This window comes from Falsiroseomonas sp. HC035, assembly GCF_050563525.1.
GTDB lineage: Bacteria > Pseudomonadota > Alphaproteobacteria > Acetobacterales > Acetobacteraceae > Falsiroseomonas.
Window position 1 is genome coordinate 166,692 of the sequence record NZ_JBNXUN010000005.1, and the last position, 16,115, is coordinate 182,806.

Annotated in this window: 16 protein-coding genes; 5 read left to right on the forward strand and 11 right to left on the reverse strand. The window is 72.8% G+C overall.

From position 1 onward, the window contains the following. The first annotated feature begins 3 nt into the window (after nucleotides 1–3). Nucleotides 4–1,206 (forward strand): tetratricopeptide repeat protein, encoded by a 1,203-nt coding sequence (locus ACLF3G_RS13230; RefSeq protein WP_430669850.1) that lies wholly within the window; start codon nucleotides 4–6, stop codon nucleotides 1,204–1,206. On the opposite strand, the gene ACLF3G_RS13235 is transcribed toward ACLF3G_RS13230, so the two are convergent. The 10 genes from ACLF3G_RS13235 to ACLF3G_RS13280 form a co-directional block, all read right to left on the reverse strand. After that, on the reverse strand, nucleotides 1,134–1,949 hold the full coding sequence (locus tag ACLF3G_RS13235; RefSeq protein WP_430669851.1) for a cellulose synthase operon protein YhjQ/BcsQ: 816 nt from the start codon (nucleotides 1,947–1,949) through the stop codon (nucleotides 1,134–1,136). The two genes, ACLF3G_RS13230 and ACLF3G_RS13235, sit on opposite strands and share 73 nt — an antisense overlap. Further along, on the reverse strand, nucleotides 1,946–2,923 hold the full coding sequence (locus ACLF3G_RS13240) for a GTP-binding protein (protein WP_430669852.1): 978 nt from the start codon (nucleotides 2,921–2,923) through the stop codon (nucleotides 1,946–1,948). The genes ACLF3G_RS13235 and ACLF3G_RS13240 overlap by 4 nt, the downstream gene beginning before the upstream one ends. After that, entirely contained in the window at nucleotides 2,920–4,983 is a 2,064-nt protein-coding gene (gene flhA / locus ACLF3G_RS13245) for a flagellar biosynthesis protein FlhA (RefSeq protein WP_430669853.1), read from the reverse strand. Before flhA ends, ACLF3G_RS13240 begins: the two co-directional genes overlap by 4 nt. Before the next feature lie 3 nt (nucleotides 4,984–4,986). Continuing rightward, nucleotides 4,987–6,360, reverse strand: a complete 1,374-nt coding sequence (locus ACLF3G_RS13250) for a sigma 54-interacting transcriptional regulator (protein WP_430669854.1) — start codon at nucleotides 6,358–6,360, stop codon at nucleotides 4,987–4,989. Between the two features lie 12 nt (nucleotides 6,361–6,372). Beyond that, the gene (fliN, locus tag ACLF3G_RS13255; RefSeq protein WP_430669855.1) at nucleotides 6,373–6,696 is read right to left on the reverse strand and encodes a flagellar motor switch protein FliN; all 324 of its coding nucleotides are present in this window, start codon (nucleotides 6,694–6,696) and stop codon (nucleotides 6,373–6,375) included. Continuing rightward, the gene (locus ACLF3G_RS13260; RefSeq protein WP_430669856.1) at nucleotides 6,693–7,310 is read right to left on the reverse strand and encodes a hypothetical protein; all 618 of its coding nucleotides are present in this window, start codon (nucleotides 7,308–7,310) and stop codon (nucleotides 6,693–6,695) included. The genes fliN and ACLF3G_RS13260 overlap by 4 nt, the downstream gene beginning before the upstream one ends. Next, the gene (gene fliG, locus ACLF3G_RS13265; protein ID WP_430669857.1) at nucleotides 7,307–8,311 is read right to left on the reverse strand and encodes a flagellar motor switch protein FliG; all 1,005 of its coding nucleotides are present in this window, start codon (nucleotides 8,309–8,311) and stop codon (nucleotides 7,307–7,309) included. Before fliG ends, ACLF3G_RS13260 begins: the two co-directional genes overlap by 4 nt. Continuing rightward, a complete protein-coding gene (gene fliF / locus ACLF3G_RS13270; RefSeq protein WP_430669858.1) occupies nucleotides 8,308–10,002 on the reverse strand; it encodes a flagellar basal-body MS-ring/collar protein FliF in 1,695 nt (564 codons plus the stop codon). The genes fliG and fliF overlap by 4 nt, the downstream gene beginning before the upstream one ends. A 139-nt stretch (nucleotides 10,003–10,141) precedes the next feature. Next, on the reverse strand, nucleotides 10,142–10,594 hold the full coding sequence (locus ACLF3G_RS13275) for a GNAT family N-acetyltransferase (protein WP_430669859.1): 453 nt from the start codon (nucleotides 10,592–10,594) through the stop codon (nucleotides 10,142–10,144). Continuing rightward, the gene (locus ACLF3G_RS13280; protein WP_430669860.1) at nucleotides 10,591–11,166 is read right to left on the reverse strand and encodes an NUDIX hydrolase; all 576 of its coding nucleotides are present in this window, start codon (nucleotides 11,164–11,166) and stop codon (nucleotides 10,591–10,593) included. The genes ACLF3G_RS13275 and ACLF3G_RS13280 overlap by 4 nt, the downstream gene beginning before the upstream one ends. A gap of 124 nt (nucleotides 11,167–11,290) precedes the next feature. On the opposite strand from ACLF3G_RS13280, the gene ACLF3G_RS13285 reads away from it, so the two are divergent. The 4 genes from ACLF3G_RS13285 to ACLF3G_RS13300 all read left to right on the forward strand — a co-directional run bounded on the left by ACLF3G_RS13285 (nucleotide 11,291) and on the right by ACLF3G_RS13300 (nucleotide 14,810). Continuing rightward, the gene (locus tag ACLF3G_RS13285; RefSeq protein ID WP_430669861.1) at nucleotides 11,291–11,752 is read left to right on the forward strand and encodes a YHS domain-containing (seleno)protein; all 462 of its coding nucleotides are present in this window, start codon (nucleotides 11,291–11,293) and stop codon (nucleotides 11,750–11,752) included. Between the two features lies 1 nt (nucleotide 11,753). Then, on the forward strand, nucleotides 11,754–12,398 hold the full coding sequence (locus ACLF3G_RS13290) for an RNA polymerase sigma factor (RefSeq protein ID WP_430669862.1): 645 nt from the start codon (nucleotides 11,754–11,756) through the stop codon (nucleotides 12,396–12,398). Then, on the forward strand, nucleotides 12,385–13,029 hold the full coding sequence (locus tag ACLF3G_RS13295) for an NrsF family protein (protein WP_430669863.1): 645 nt from the start codon (nucleotides 12,385–12,387) through the stop codon (nucleotides 13,027–13,029). The genes ACLF3G_RS13290 and ACLF3G_RS13295 overlap by 14 nt, the downstream gene beginning before the upstream one ends. Nucleotides 13,030–13,259: 230 nt before the next feature. Continuing rightward, a complete protein-coding gene (locus ACLF3G_RS13300; protein ID WP_430669864.1) occupies nucleotides 13,260–14,810 on the forward strand; it encodes an FAD-binding oxidoreductase in 1,551 nt (516 codons plus the stop codon). Between the two features lie 44 nt (nucleotides 14,811–14,854). Here the strand turns inward: ACLF3G_RS13300 and ACLF3G_RS13305 are convergent, their stop codons facing one another. Continuing rightward, a complete protein-coding gene (locus ACLF3G_RS13305; protein WP_430669865.1) occupies nucleotides 14,855–16,051 on the reverse strand; it encodes a hypothetical protein in 1,197 nt (398 codons plus the stop codon). Nucleotides 16,052–16,115: the final 64 nt, after the last annotated feature.

Genomic DNA, 16,115 nt, shown 5'->3' on the forward strand with positions numbered 1-16,115 from the left:
GGCTTGGCGCAAGCATCGGCTGACGACCTGCTGGCGGATGCCGCCAGCCGCCACGCCCGCGGCGAATGGGCGCTGGCGGAACGGCTGTACCGCCGCGTCCTGAAGCTGCGCCCGGGCGATGGCAATGCGCTGAACCTGCTCTCGGTCCTGGCCCGCCAGCGCGGCGACCTGCCGATGGCACTGGCGCTGTCCGCCCAGGCCCTCGCCACGCAGCCGGACAGCCCGGTGTTCCTGGCCAGCCGCGGCGCCACCCTGGCCGAGGCCGGGCAACTCGATGCCGCCATCGCTGCCCTGCGCGCCGCCCTGGCGCGCCGGCCCGCGGATGCGACCAGCCTGCGCAACCTCGGCCAGGCGTTGTGCGCGCAGGGCCAGGCGCCGGCCGCGCTGGCGCCGCTGCGCCAGGCGGTGGCGCTGGTGCCACAGTCGGCCGAAGCATGGCTGGCGCTGGCGCATGCGCTGCGCGAGGCCGGCGACGTGGCGCAGGCGGCGGAGGCCGCCAGCCGTGCCGTTGCGCTGGCCCCGCCGGCCCTCGCCGCCCAGGCCCATTTCCTGCTGGCGGCGCTGGGCGCGGAGGCGGTGCCGGACCGGGCGCCGGCCGATTACGTGCGCGACCTGTTCGACCAGTACGCGCCGCGCTTCGACGCGGACCTGGAAGGCCGCCTCGGCTACCGCACGCCCGCGCTGCTGGCCGGGCTGCTGCAGGCGGCGGGCATCGCCGCGGATGGCAGCCGCCGCGTGCTGGACCTCGGCTGCGGCACCGGCCTGTCGGGCCTCGCGCTGCGGCCCTTCGCGAAGCGGCTGGAGGGGCTGGACCTGTCGCCGCGCATGCTGGCGGAGGCGCGCGCGCGGGGTGTGTACGACGCGCTGCACGAGGCCGACCTGGAGGATTTCCTGGCTCGCCAGCGCGGCGGGTTCGGGCTGGTTGCGGCGGTGGATGTGCTGAACTACCTGGGCGACCTCGCCCCGGCCCTGTCCGGCATCGCCCGCGCGCTGGCCCCGGGCGGCGCCGCGGCGTTCAGCCTGGAGGCGGGGGAGGGTGCGCCCTACGCGCTCGGCCCCGGCCTGCGCTACCGCCACGACCCCGCGCATGTGCTGGCGCTGGCGCAGGCCGCAGGCCTGGCGCCGCTGGCGCGTCAGGACGCCGCGCTGCGGGAGGAGAAGGGTGTGCCGGTCGCCGGCGTGCTGCTGGTGCTGGCCGCCGGCTGATTCAGGCCGCGCACCAGGGCGCGCACATCCTGCGCGGCTGTGCAGGCGGGGTGGCGAGTCAGCAGCGGCGTCTGGTGCCGTATCGCGTCAGGCACCTTCGCATCGCGCCGGACGATCCCGGCCAGCGGCAGGCCGCGCCGCAGGAAGCGCCGTGTCGCGGCTTCGAGCGTCGCATGGGTGCGCTGGCCGGCGGCGGCAGTGGTGGCGAGGTTCACCACCAGCCGCGCATCGCCGGCAGGCGCATCGCCCGCATGCAGCTTCAGCACGGCATAGGCATCCGTCAGGCTGGTGGGTTCCTCCGTCGCGACCACCAGCACGATGTCGGCACCAGCGGCCAGGCGACGCTGCGCCGCGCCGACGCCGGCGCCGAGATCCACCACCACATCCTGCCAGGAGGCTCCAAGCCGCCGCGGCAGCGCCACCGCCTGGTCCAGCGCCGCGCCGGCCAGCCCGGCCAGCGCGCCGGAGCCGGAGCGTCCCGGCAGCAGGTGGAAGCCCGCCGGCAGCGCCAGCGCCGCATCTTCCGTCGCGCCACCGGCCAGGACATGGGCAATGTCCCGCGCCGGGTTCAGCCCAAGCTGCACATCGGCGTTCGCCAGGCCGAGATCGGCATCCAGAAGCACCACCCGCCGGCCCTGCTGGCCGAGTGCCTGTGCCAGCGTGATCGCCAGCCAGGTCTTGCCGACGCCGCCCTTGCCGGAGGCGATGGCGATGACCCGCCCGGTTCCTGTTGCCGCGGTCATCTCGGGCGGTCCTTCGGGGCGGGCGGGAAAACCGGGGTGCGGTAGGCCGGCGCGGGCGGCGGCGCGGGCGCCGGTTCGGGCCGCGGCACCGCATGGGCCGGGGCGGCCAGGCGGCGGGCCAGCCCCTCGGCGGTCAGCGGCTCCAGCCCGCCGGAGGCATCGCAGCCGGTGCCGGCCTCGGTCAGCGCCAGCCCGGTTGCCGCCGCCGCCAGCACGCCGCCCAGCCGCCGCGCCGCGTCCAGCCGCGTCGGCAGCAGGTGGCGGCAGCCGAGCAGGCGGAAGGCGCTGGCGGTCTCGGCGGCCTCGTCCGGGTCGAGGCCCGCGGGCAGCACCAGCACCGGCGTGCCGCGCGCCGCCTCGATCAGCCCGGCCAGTAGGCGGGCGCCGGTGGGGTTGAAAGGGTCGCAGCCCGGCAGGTCCACAAGGGCCGGCTGCCCCGTCCCCCGTCGCGCCAACGCCTTGCCGAGCGCCGCCGGCCCACTGGCGATGGCCAGCGGCAGGTCCAGCACGCGGGCGAAGGCGGCCAGCTGTTCGGCGGCGCCGGCCCGCCGGCCATCGGCGCTGACCAGCAGCGGCTTCGCACCACCCAGCACCAGCCGCGTCGCCAGCTTGGCCACCGTCAGCGTCTTGCCCGCGCCCGGCGGCCCGGCCAGCAGTAGCGGCCGATCCCCGAGCGGCAGGGCCGCGAAGCCCAGCACCGTCCCCAGCGCCGCTGCCAGCCGGCCCTCCGCCAGGCGCTGCGCCAGGGCCGGCGGCACGTTGTGACGGGCGAGGTCGGGCGGGATGGCGCGGCCGGGCCGCGCGGCATCCGGTGCGATCATCAGCGGCTCGTCATCCTGGTCCTGCGCCGCCGTCACCTCGACACCGCCGGGCACGCGGCGGGTGGAGAGCAACACGGCGTCCTCGCCGAGTTCCGCGCGAAGCTGCGCCATGGCATCCGACATGCGCGCGGCGCGGATGACGCGGAGCTTCATTGAACCGTGCCGATGGTGCGGATGCGGGCGCGGGCGTGGATCTCGGTATGCGCCAGCACGCTGGTCGCCGGCCGGAAGCGCTCCACCACCGCGCGGACATGGGCGCGGATGCTGCCGGAGCAGACCAGCACGGCGGGCTCGCCGCTGCCGCTCGCGGCGTCGAAGGCGCCCCGCAGCGCCGCCATGAAGGCGGACAGCTTGGAGGGCGCCATCGCCAGTTGCTTCTCCTCGCCCGGCCCGAGCAGGGATTCGGCGAAGGCCTGCTCCCACTCGTTGGATAGCGCGATGATCGGCACGTAGCCCTGCGGCCCGCGCGCCGCGTCGCTGATCTGTCGTGCCAGGCGCATCCGCACGGTGGCCAGGATCGGGCCGAGGGAGCGCGCGCCGCCGGCGGCGGCTTCCTGCATGCCTTCCAGGATCGTCGGCAGGTCGCGGATCGAGATCCGTTCCGCCAGCAGCGCCTGCAACAGCCGCTGCACGGTGCCGATGCTGGCCAGCGCCGGCACCAGGTCGGAGACCAGGCGCTTGTGCTCCGGCGGCAATTCGTCGAGCAGCTTCTGGGTCTCCGCGAAGGACAGCAGCTCCGGCATGTTTTCCCGTGTCACCTCGGTCAGGTGCGTCGCCAGCACGCCGGCGGCATCGACCACGGTGCAGCCGAGCGCCAGCGCTTCCTCGCGCCGGAACTCCTCGATCCAGGCGGCGGGCAGGCCGAAGGTGGGCTCCTGCACGCGTTCGCCGGGCAGGGCGGGCGGATTGCCGGACGGGTCGATCGCCAGATGCAGCGGCGGCTTCAGCACGCCGCGCCCGGCCTCGATCTCCTTCACCCGGATCACATAGGTGTCCGGCGGCAGTTGCAGGTTGTCCTGGATGCGGACGCTGGGCAGCAGGAAGCCGAGGTCCTGCGCCGTGGTCCGCCGCAGCGTCTTGATCTGTTCGGACAGGATCGGCGCGTCGCCGGCCGCCAGGCTCAGCAGGCCGTAGCCGAGTTCCAGCCGCAGCAGGTCCATCCGCAGCGCGTCGCTGGCCGGCGGCTCGCCAGGCGGTGGCGGCGGCGCCTCCGCGATGGCGCGCTGCACCTGCGCGGTGTCGTGCTGCATCCGCGCGCCCCAAGCGGCGAGGCCGGCCAGCGCCAGGAACGGGATCAGCGGCATGCCCGGCAGAAGCCCCATCACCACCGCGGCGCCGCCGGCCAGCGCCAGCGGCTTCGGCCCGCCCAACTGCGTCACCAGCGCCTGGTCGGCGCGGCCCTCCACGCCGCCCTTGGTCACCACGATGCCGGCGGCAAGCGAGACCAGCAGCGCCGGGATCTGCCCGACCAGCCCATCGCCCACCGTCAGCATCGAATAGGTGGTCACAGCCTCTCCGAACGGCAGGCCCTGGCGGATGGTGCCGATGGCGATGCCGGCGAGCAGGTTGATCAGCGTGGTGACCAGGCCGGCGATGGCATCGCCGCGGACGAATTTCGCGGCGCCGTCCATGGCGCCGTAGAAGCCGCTTTCCTCCTCCAGCTCGCGCCGGCGCAGGCGCGCCTGGTCTTCGGACAGCAGCCCGGCGGACAGGTCGGCATCGATCGCCATCTGCTTGCCCGGCATCGCGTCCAGGCTGAACCGCGCGGCGACCTCCGCGATGCGGCCGGAGCCCTTCGAGACGACCACGAAGTTCACCAGCAGCAGGATGGCGAAGACGATGAGGCCGACCAGCACATCGCCGCCCATCAGGAAGCCGCCGAAGGCGGAGATCACATGCCCCGCCGCGGTCGGCCCCTCATGCCCATGCGTCAGGATGGCCCGTGTCGTCGCGACATTCAGCGCCAGGCGCAGCAGCGTGGTCAGCAGCAGAACGGTGGGGAAGCTGGTGAAGTCCAGCGGCCGCCGCATGAACAGCGACACCATCAGCACAAGGACGGAGGCGGTGATGGACAGCGCAAGCCCCGCATCCATCAGCCAGTTCGGCAGCGGCACCACAAGCACGGCCACCAGCAGCACGACGCCGAGGCCGAGTGCCACGTCGCCGGTCGGCCGCGCGCGGACCAGCCAGCCAGGGATGACGAGGCCCTGCATCGTTCAGACGGCGATGTGCATAGGCACGGCCTGGCCGGGCGCGGGCGTCACCGCGAGGCCGGCGGTGCGGTATTCGCCGAGCTTGTTGCGCAGCGTGCGGATGGAGATGCCGAGGATCTCCGCCGCCCGCGTACGGTTGCCGAGACAATGCGACAGCGTCTCCAGGATCAACTCCCGCTCCACCTCCTCCACCTTCCGGCCGACCAGTCCGGTCACGCGGCGCAACGGCTGCGCAGCCGGCTCGGTCGATGCCGGCGTCGCGCTGGCGAGGGCGGGGCGCGAAAGCTCGATCGCCTCCGGCCCGATCTCCGGGCCCTCTGCCAGCAGCACGGCGCGGTGGATGGCGTTTTCCAGTTCGCGGACATTGCCCGGCCAGGCATGCGCCAGCAGCCGGTGCCGTGCCGCCGGCGCCAGCGGCCGGATGGGCAGGCCGTTCACCTGCGCGTAGCGGGTGCAGAAATGCTCGGCCAGCGGCAGGATGTCGGCCGGCCTTTCGCGCAGCGCCGGGATGTGCAGGGCGACCACGTTGAGGCGGAAATACAAATCCTCCCGGAACCGTCCCGCCGCGACTTCGGCGCGCAGGTCGCGATGCGTCGCGGCCAGCAATCGCACATCCACCTTCAGCGGCGCCGAGCCACCGAGACGATCCACCTCCCGCTCCTGGATGACCCGGAGAATCTTGGCCTGCAGGCGTGGGTCCATCTCGCCGATCTCGTCCAGCAGCAGCGTGCCGCCCTCGGCCTGTTCGAACTTGCCCTTGCGCGCCGCGACGGCGCCGCTGAAGGCGCCCTTCTCGTGGCCGAACAATTCCGATTCCAGCAGCGATTCCGGTAGCGCCGCGCAGTTCAGTGCGACGAAGGGGCCACGACCGCGGCGGGAGGAGGCGTGCAGGTGGCGCGCCATCACCTCCTTGCCCGTGCCGCTCTCGCCCGTCAGCAGGACCGAGGCTTCGGCGCGGGCGAGTTGCGCCGCACGCGCCAGCATCGCCAGCATCGCCGGATCGCGCGCCACCGGGCCTTCGGCCTGCGGCGCCGCGCCGGCGGCCTCCAACATGGCGATGATCAAATCCGCATCCGGCGGCAGTGGAAGAAAATCGCGCGCCCCACCCTCGATGGCGCGCACGGCGGCATCGGCATCCTCGGCACGGCCACAGGCGACCACGGGGCAGGCGATGCGCTCGGCCGCCAGTGCCTGCACCAGCCACACCACGTCGTGCCGCAGGTCCACCAGCACCAGGTCGGCGCCTTCCGCGCGCAGCCGCACCAGCCCGGCCGCCACGCCCTCCGCATGGCCCAGCTTCGCGCCCCGCGCGATGGCGACGCGGGCGGCGGCACCCAGCTCGCCTTCCAGCGAGCCGATGATGAGGAGGCGCGCCATCAACCGTTCCCCTCAGCCACCACGGTCCGACTTGACGATTTCCGTCATCGTCACGCCCAGCCGGTTGTCATCCACCATCACCACCTCGCCGCGCGCCACGAGCCGGTTGTTGACATAGATGTCGACCGCCTCGCCCAGCTTGCGATCCAACTCGACCACCGCACCGCGCCCGAGCTTCAGCAACTGCGAAACCTGCATGGTGGCGCGGCCGAGCACGGCACTGACCTGCACCGGAATGTCGTAGACCGCGTCCAGGTCGCGCGGCCCGCCGGGATTGCCGGTGGCCTGCTGCGCATCCTGCGCCGGCACCGCCTCGAACCCATCCTGCGCCGTCATGCTTCGCTCTCCTGATTGTCCGGCCAGATGCCCACCCTCCGCAGCGTCTCCGCGATGGCGGCGCGGCGGTGCGCGAGGTCGATGACGATGGCGCCGTCCCGCCACGCGATGCGCCCATCGCCGGGCGGCACCGCTTCATCCGCCACCACCGGCGGCGCGCCCTGCGGCAGGCGCGCCGCGATCGCCTCGACCAGCCCAGGCGCCACATGCAGCACCGCCTCCGGCCGGTCGGCGATGGCCGGGATCAGCGGCACGACGACATGCGCCACGATCTCCGGCCCCAGCCGCGCGGCCACGCCGGGCAAGGCCAGGTCCAGGGTTTCCATCAGCAGCGCCGCCAGCGCCTGCGCCGCCTCCTCCGCCGTGCGACGGCCAGCCACCTCGGCCTCCGCCAGCAGCACCGCGATGCGCTCCAGCGCCCGCTGCATCGCCGCTTCCTGCGCCCGCTTTTGCTCCGCCCGGCCTTCCGCAAGGCCGGCGGCATGGCCGATGGCGCGGCCCTCCACCACACCCGCGGCACGCGCCTCCGCCAGCAGCACCTCCGGGTCTGGTGGCGGTGGTGGTGGCGGTGGCGGTGGCGCGCCGAGGTCGGGCAGGCGCAGCGTGTGCCTCACGCCAGCATCTCGTCGTCGCGGCCATCGGCGATCTGGATCTGGCCCTGCGCCGCCAGATCCTTGGCGATGCCGACGATCTGCGCCTGCGCGTCGTCCACGTCGCGCAGCTTCACCGGCCCCATGCCCGCGAGGTCGTCCTTCAACAGCTTCGAGGCCCGATCCGACAGGCTGCGGAAGAAGATGTCGCGCAGCGTTTCCGAGGCGCCCTTCAGCGCCAGCGTCAGCTTGTCCTTCGGCACCGCGCGCAGCAGCGCCTGCACGCCGGCCTGGTCCAACCGCTGCAGGTCGTCGAAGGTGAACATCAGCGCGCGGATCTTCTCCGCGCTGTCGCGGGACCGTTCCTCCAGCGCCGTCAGGATGCGGCCTTCGGCGGCGCGATCCAGGTTGTTGAAGATTTCCGCCATCACCTCATGCGCATCGCGGCGCGAGCCCCGCGCGAGGTTGGACATGAACTCCATGCGCAGCGTGCGCTCGACGCCTTCCAACGCCTCCTTCTGCACGGTCTCCATGCGCAGCATCCGCATCACCACTTCCATGGCGAAGCCTTCCGGCAGCAGCGCCAGCACGCGCGCTGCATGGTCCGGCCGGACCTTGGACAGCACCACGGACACGGTCTGCGGGTATTCGTTCTTCAGGTAGTTCGCGAGCACGGATTCATTCACGTTGCCCAGCTTGTCCCACATGGTGCGGCCGGCCGGGCCGCGGATCTCCTCCATGATCTGCGCGACGCGCTCCTTCGGCAGCGTCTTCAGCAGCAGGCGTTCGGTGCTTTCGTAGGAGCCGACCAGATGCCCCGCCTGGCCAAGCTGGCTGGCGAATTCCTGCACCACCAGCTCCACGTTATGGGCGGAGATCGAGCCGAGCGCGGCCATGGCCAGCGACAGGTCGCGGATCTCATCCTCGTGCAGGCGCGTGAAGATCTTGGCCGCGTGCTCGTCGCCCAGCGCCAGCATCAGCGTCGCCGCCTTCTGTGGGCCGTTGAGGTCAAGGGTGCCGCTCATTCCAGGTCCTTCGGCGCCAGCCAGCGGCGAATCACCGTGACCGCGGCATCGGGGTTGTTGTCCACAAGCTCCGCCAGCGCCGCGAGGGAGGAGGCGCGCATCTGGCCCTCGACACGCGACAGCCGGACCATCTGGTCCTCGCCCTCCGTGCCATCCGCCGCCAGCAGCGGCGTGCCATCGGGACCTGTCAGGGCTTCGCCGGCGGCACCGGCCCGCCCCCCGGCCTGCGCCAGCGCGGCCTCGGCTTCCGTGGCGAAGCTCACCTGCGTGCCGCCGACGCCCACCATCACCGGGGCCGGCGTCATCGCCAGCACCAGCCGGTTCGCCACCGGCCTGCCGACCAGCAGGATGGCGGCGAGAGCCACCAGCGCCAGAATGGCCGATTCGACGACGCGTCCCATCACGGCCGGCGGCAGCGCCTGGCCGAGGATGCTGAAGCCCTCCGACGTCATCTCCGCCAACGGCGGCTCGGCGAAGCGCAGGCTGACGACCTCCACCTTGTCGCCGCGCTGTTCGTTGAAGCCGATGGCGGAGCGGGCGAGCGACAGGATGCGCGCGATCTCGTCCGCGTTGCGCTCGCGGAAGCGGGCCGGCGCGCCATCCGGCTGCGGCTCCCACACGCCATCGACCAGCACGGCGAGGGAGACGCGCTTCAGGGCCGGCTGTTCGCGCAGGATGTTGCGCGTGGTGCGGCCGATCTCGAAGTTGGTGGTTTCCTCCTGCCGCGACTGCTCGCTGCGCGGGCCGTTGGCATTGGCGTCCGCGCCGGGAAGCTGGTTGGCGACGGAAACGCCGCCGGACTCACGCGTGCGGTTGCTTTCAGTGGCGGATTGCGTGCTGCGCGGCACCTGGTTCTCAGGGTCGAAGATTTCCTCGGTGGTCTGCACGCGGTCGAAATCCATCTCGACCGAGGCCTCCGCCCGCACCCGGCCCGGGCCGAGCGTGCGTTCCAACAATTCCTCCACCGCGCGGGCCAGGCGCAGTTCCGCATTGCGACGCAACTCCTCCCCGGTCTGGGCGGCGGCGGGGCCGGCGAGCGCCTGGCCGCCGCGCGCCAGCAATTCGCCGCGGCTGTCGACGATGGAGATACCCTGCGGCCGCAGCCCCGGCACCGCGGCGGCCACCAGGTGCAGCACGGCCTGCACGCCCTCCCGGTCCAGCCGCTGCGCGCCCTGCATGCCGAGCACGACGCTCGCCTGCGCCTCACCCCGCTCGCGCGAGAACGGCTCGCGGCGCGGCAGCACCAGGTGCACGCGGGCGGTGCGCACGCCGGCCAGGCCGCGGATGGTGCGGGACAACTCGCCCTCCAGCGCGCGCAGGCGATTCACGTCCTGCTGGAACGGCGTGGTGGTCAGGCTTTCGCCGCGGTCGAAGATCTCGTAGCCGACGGACCCGCCAGAGGGCAGGCCATCGCGCGCCAGCATCAGCCGGATGCGCGGTACCTCCGATTCCGGCACCATCAACTGGGCGCCTCCGGCCGCCAGGCGATGCGGGATGCGGGCGCGTTCCAGCGCTGCCACCATCTGCCCGGCGTCACGCGGGTCGAGGTCGCCATACAGCAGCGCCATCGGCGGTTCGGAGGCCCGCAGTGCCAGCATTGCGACCAGGCCGAGCACGGCAAGACCGACCCCGGCCAGCGCTGCCAGCCGCAGCGCCCCGAAGCCGCGCAACTGGGCGATCAGCCCGCCCATTCAACGCCCCGCCCGAGACCGACCCGCATCCTGCGACCCTTCCGCCGGCACCTGCCGGCTGGGCAGGTTTTGCCGGGTTTCAGGTGTCGGAGGCGTTAAGGCCGGCGAAGTTTCCGCTGGGCGAGGATTCGGGGGCGGGCTACCCGAGCTTGCGGTCGTAGGTGATCCACATGGTCCGCGTCGCCAGCCGGTCGTAGACGCCGCGACCGCGATAATTGTCATCCGCGGTGATCCAGCGGATCACGCCCCAGCCACGTTGCCGCCCGACCTCCGCCACCGCGTCGATCAGCGCATCCGCCACGCGCCGGCCGCGCTGCGCCGGGTCGACGAACAGGTCATCCAGGAAGCCTCCGGTCGCGGCCATCAGCGGCCGTGCGAATTGCCGGAAATGCGCCAGTCCGATAGCGGTGCCATCCGCATCCTCAGCCACCAGCGCCTCCACCTCATGCGCCGGGTCCATGATCCAGCCCCAGACGCGCTGCCGCATCTCCGCGGTCTGGTCCACGCGGTAGAAGCCGGCGTAACCGGCATACAGGCGCTCCCAATCCGCGCGGTGGCGTGGCTGCAGCGGCGAAATCGAAAAACCCGTCATGCGATCTCTCCCAGCTTGATCCGTCCGGCGGCGGCGAGGCCGAGGCAGATGGCGCCGACATGCATGGATTGCCCGATCAACCCCGAAGCGAGCCCCGCCATCACCTGGTCCACCTCCAGCAACTCCACGCTGATCGCCTCAGTCGGGTCGGGCGTGGGCGCGGCGATGGGGCACAGGCCGGTAGCGAGCACCACATGCAGGCGGTTGGTCTGGATCGAGGGGTTGGGATGGCCGGCGGTGATGCTGCGCCAGGTGCCGCCACCGAAGCCGGTTTCCTCCAGCGTCTCCCGCCGTCCGGCGGCGATAGGGTCCGCGTCGGCCGGGTCGATCACGCCGCCCGGCAGTTCCAGCGACCAGCGCTGCACCGCGTGCCGCCACTGGCGGACCAACACCATCCGGCCATCCTCGGCCAGCGCCACGACGCAGCACCAGTCAGGATAGTCGAGCACATACCAGGGCGCGATCTCCATCCCGGTGGCGGTGCGCAGCCTGTCGGCGCGCAGCCGCATCCAGCGGTCGTCGATCAGGGTTTCGGAATGCGTGGTGGTCCAGGGGGGCGCGGCTTGATCCATGCGCCACCCTCGCGCGCCGCCGGCCCCTCCGGCAAGGCCGCGGGCCGCTGCATCTTCATCCGCGTAACCAGGCGCCCCGCGCCGGCGAAGCGGGTTCGACGGCAACGCGGGAAGGCCACCGAACATGCATCGACGCACCCTGATCGCCCTGGCACCAGGATTTCTTGCACCGGCCGTCATGGCGGCCTCCGCCAGCGCGGCGCCCACCACGCGCGCCATCAACCACAAGGCGGGCGTGGCGCTGGACGGCTACGACACCGTGGCCTGGTTCGCCGAAGGCCGCCCACGCCGCGGTAACCCGGCCCTTCTGGCGGAACATGCGGGCGTTGCCTGGCACTTCGCCTCCGCTGCCAACCTCGCCCGCTTCGAGGCCGACCCGACCGCCCACCTGCCGCGCTTCGGCGGCTTCTGCGCCTATGGCGTGGCGCGCGGCTACAAGGTGGATATCGATCCGGAGGCATGGCACATCCACGGCGGCTCGCTCTACCTGAACTACGACCGCGGGGTGCAGAGGCAGTGGCAACGGGACATTCCCGGCAACATCGCCCGTGCCGAGGCCAACTGGCCCCGGCTCGCGGCCGCCTGACATGTCCGCCGCCGCCTGCCTCGGGATCGGCCTGGCGCCGCCGGTCCGCGCCATGAGCATCGGCGACCAGGACCTGCGCCAGACGCAGGAGTTGCGCTGGGGCGGGCTGCTGGCCGCCGCCCAGGGCGGTGATGGCCGCGCCTACGACACGCTGCTGCGGGAGGTGACGCCGCGGCTGCGCCAGCTGTGCCGCGCCCGCATCCGCGACGTGGCGGAGGTGGAGGACGCGGTGCAGGACGCGCTGATGACCATCCACGCGCTGCGCCACACCTACGACCCGGCGCGTCCCTTCGGGCCCTGGATGACCACCATCGCGACGCGCCGCGCCATCGACCGGCTGCGCCGCCGCGGCCGCACCAATGGCCGCGAATCGAACCTCGACGACCTGCCGGAGGGCCTGGCCTCCGTCGCGCCGGTGGCGGAGGAGCGCATCGGTGCGCGCAACCTGCGCGACGCGGTGGCGGACCTGCCCGAAAGCCAGCGCACCGCCCTGCGGCTGGCGAAGCTGGAGGACCTGTCGCTGGCCGAGGCCTCGGCACGGTCCGGCCTCAGTGTCGGCGCGCTGAAGGTCGCGACGCACCGCGCCATGAAATCGCTTCGCCGCCGCTTCGGCGTGGATGAAGGAGATGACCGTGCAGACCGATGACCTGATCAGCCGCCTGTCGCACGGCCTCGAACCTGTGCGCCGGGTGACGCCGCCGGGCCGGGCCGCGCTGGGCTGGCTGGCGCTGGCGGTGGCGGTGGTGGCGGCGGGTGTGTTGCTGTCTGGCTTCAGGCACGACCTGGAACAGCGCCTGATGCTGATGCATGAGCAGGTGAACCTGGCCGCGGCGCTGGCCACCGGCGTTGCGGCCGCCTTCGCCGCCTTCCGGCTGGCGCTGCCGGACCGCAGCGAGCGCTGGGCTCTGCTGCCGCTGCCCTTCGCGGTGTTCTGGATCTCCGGCCTCGGCTGGGGCTGCCTGACGGAATTCGCCGAGCGGGGATTTCCCGCCCTCGGTGTCAGCTTCCAGTGCATGCGCTTCATCCTCGGCTTCAGTCTGCCACTGACGCTGGGCCTGCTGTGGATGACACGGCACGCGGCGCGCATCCGGCCCGGGCCGGTGGCGGCCCTGGCGGGGCTGGCAGCGGCGGCCCTGGCCTCCGTCGGGCTGTCCCTGGTGCATCACCTGGATGCGGCGGCGATGGTCCTGATCTGGCACGGCGGGTCCGTGCTGCTGGTGGTGTTGCTGGCGCGGCTGTGGGGCGCGCGGGCGATGCGGGCCATGCCGGCCGCTTGAAATTGGACTGACGGCGATGTGATCGGCGCGGAGGCGCCGCCTCCTGCCACATCGGCCAGATGGTCCAACAGATATCTTGACCCACCGCCTGACGGGACTATGCGTGCGTTCACGAACCGACCCCGTTCCGCTTCGGTATGATTACATGAAATTTCCCAGGTCGGTGTGTGGGGTGATCTTATGCACGACGGGACGGGCCGCATGTCCCCCCGCGCCGGACGCGGCGCAGCGTGAGCAGCCTGGCGGCCGCGCTGGCCGAACGGCTGGGGGCGGCGCATGTCAGCACCGACCCCGAGGCCTGCGCGCTGGCCGGCTCCGATCTGTTCGAATGGCCGGACGCGGTCCCCGCCGAGATCGTCATCCGCCCCGGCAGCACCGCCGAGACCGGCATTGCGCTGCGCCTGCTGGCGGAATTCGGCCGGGCCGTGGTGCCGCGCGGCGCCGGCATGTCCTACTCCGCCGGGGTGGTGCCGAAGGGGCCGGCGGTGGTGGTGGACACCACGAGGCTCACCTCCATCAGCATCGATGCGGCGAACCTGACCGCCGTGGTCGGCGCCGGCACCACCTGGCAGGCGCTGGCGCAGGCGCTGGCGCCGCACCGGCTGCGCGCGGCGCAGGCCTCCCCGGTCTCGGGTTCGGTCAGCACCGTGGGCGGCGTCGCGGCGCAGAACCTGCCGGGCACGATGGACGGCATCCTCGGGCTGGCGGTGGCGCTGGCGGATGGCAGCATCGCCCGCACCGGCGCGCTGACCCTGCAGCACGCTCCGCCCTTCTGGCGCCACATGGGGCCGGACCTGACCGGCATGTTCCTGGGCGATTGCGGCGCCTTCGGCGTGAAGACGGAGGTGGCGCTGCGCCTGGCCCCCGAATCCGAAGCGGCGCACGGCTCCTTCGGCTTCGGAAATGGCGCGGCCATGATGTCGGCCCTGGTCGAGATCGCGCAATCCGTGCCCGTGGCGCGCGCCTTCGCCATGGACCCCGTGCGGGTGCGCGGTGCGGGCGACCTGCCGGCGATGGAGGCGCTGCGCACCGCCGGCGCCGTCGCCGCCCGCGCCGGGTCCGTCTACCGCGCCATGCGGGATGTGGCGGGCATCGCCGGCGGCGGCACCGCGGTCCGCGAACGCAGCCGCCCCGCCGAGGCGGCGTGGACCCTGCACCTGACGGCGGAGGGCCTGACGGAGGCGGTGGCGGAAGTCGGCATCGAGGCTGCGCGCCGCATCGCTGCCGCGGCGGGAGGGCAGGAGGTGTCCGCCACCATCCCGAGGGCACTGCGCGCGCGGCCCTACACCATCCGCGGCCTGGTCGGGCCAGCCGGAGAACGCTGGGTGCCGGTGCACGGCATGCTGCCGCTGGCCACCGCGCGGGACTGCCTGGCGGCGCTGGAGGCGGCGCATGTCGCGATGGGGGCTGAGATGGCGGAACACGGCATCGCCGTCGGCCACATGGTCTCCTCGGCCGGAGCCTATGTCTCGATCGAGCCGATGTTCTACTGGCGCGACGCGCTGGACCCGCTGCACCTGAAGCACCTGGCCGATTCCAGCCGCGCCCGCTTCGCCGGCTTCGCGCCCAACCCGGCGGCGCGCGCCCTTGTGCGCCGCGCGCGGGAGGTGCTGTTCGGCGTGATGGATGCGCATGGCGCGGTGCATGCGCAGATCGGCCGCTTCTACCCGCTGGCGTCCCGCATGGACCCCGGGGCGGCGGCGCTGCTGGTGCGAGTGAAGTCCATGCTCGACCCGCGCGGGCGGATGAACCCTGGCGTGCTCGAAGGCAGCCAGGGCTGAAAAGCCCCCTCCTCCGCTTTGGGCGAGAGGATCGGGTGAGGGGGCTAGTTTGAGGAGGCCACCGCCGGCGCCAGCGCCGGGTTCTTGCCGGCCGGATGGCCCGGGTTGCGGAAGCGCAACTCGCCCTCCGGCGCGCCATCCGGCGGCGCCACGCCGAACAGCTCCATCCGGCTGGTGCAGGCCACCGCCACCACATGGCGGGCGGCCGGCTCGGTCAGCCAGCGGCGGGCGGCGCCTTCCAGTTCCAGGCGATCCCGCAGGCCGCGCCATTCCGCGCGGTCCACATCCTCGACGAACATCGCCAGCAGGCCGGGCCGCGTGCCGCTCAGGCGGCTTTCGGCGACCAGGGCGCAACGGCGGGTGACGGCAGCGGAGATCGAATTCTCCCGCCCCGCCCGTGCCGCCATGACGAAGACGGAGCCGCCGCCCTGGGTTACCGCAAGGTGCGCTTCCTCGCCGAACTGGGCGCGGAGCTGGGCGGGCAGGCCCTGGCGGGTTGCCTGGGCGCCAGCCAGCACCAGCGGGTCCAGCTTCAGCACCGCATCGGCGCTGGAATCCTGGCGCTTCTCCGCGGTCAACAGGCCGGCGATGCGGCGGTGCAACTCAGCCACCTGGCTGTCCGTCGCCATGCCGCCGGGCAGGGTCATCTTCAGCAGGTAGCGCCCGGGATGCGCGGCGAGCCAGGTCTGCAGATCCGGGTTCACCTTGTCGACCAGCGCGCACCAGTCGCCGCGATGCACTTCCCGGCCATCCTCGGCGGAGACCGCCTCGCAGACCACCTCGGCCTCGACGCCCTCGCGACGGATCAGCAGGTCGTAGGACGCATCCTCCGTCAGGCCGGCGAAGGTCACCTCGAAGCCGCGCCGGCGGTGCAGCGCGGCGGTGCGCAGCAGGTGGAACAGCGGCATCAGGGTCGCCTCGCCGGTCAGGCCGGCTGCGATCTCAGCATGCAGCTTGGCGCGCTGCGGCGTGGGCAGGCGCTCAGCCAGCTTCACGGCCTCCCGCGCGAAGGCGGTGGCATGGCGTTCGGCAGGGGTGGCGCGGGCGAACGCCTTCGGATCGGCCAAGCGGGCCAGCACCAGTTCCAGTGCATGGCGCTGCTGCGCCGCCTTGCCCGACAGGGACGCCACCGCCGCACGCTGCGTCAGGTCGCCGAGCCGTTTCGCCCAGAGCCGGGCGCCGCAGAGGGTACGGAAACGGTCCAGATCGGCCGGATCTGGCCGATGATCGGCGAAGGGCATCACGATGACCCGTTCTTGATGTTCTTCCCATTCCCTAACGCTATCGGAGGGGGCAGCGTCAAGT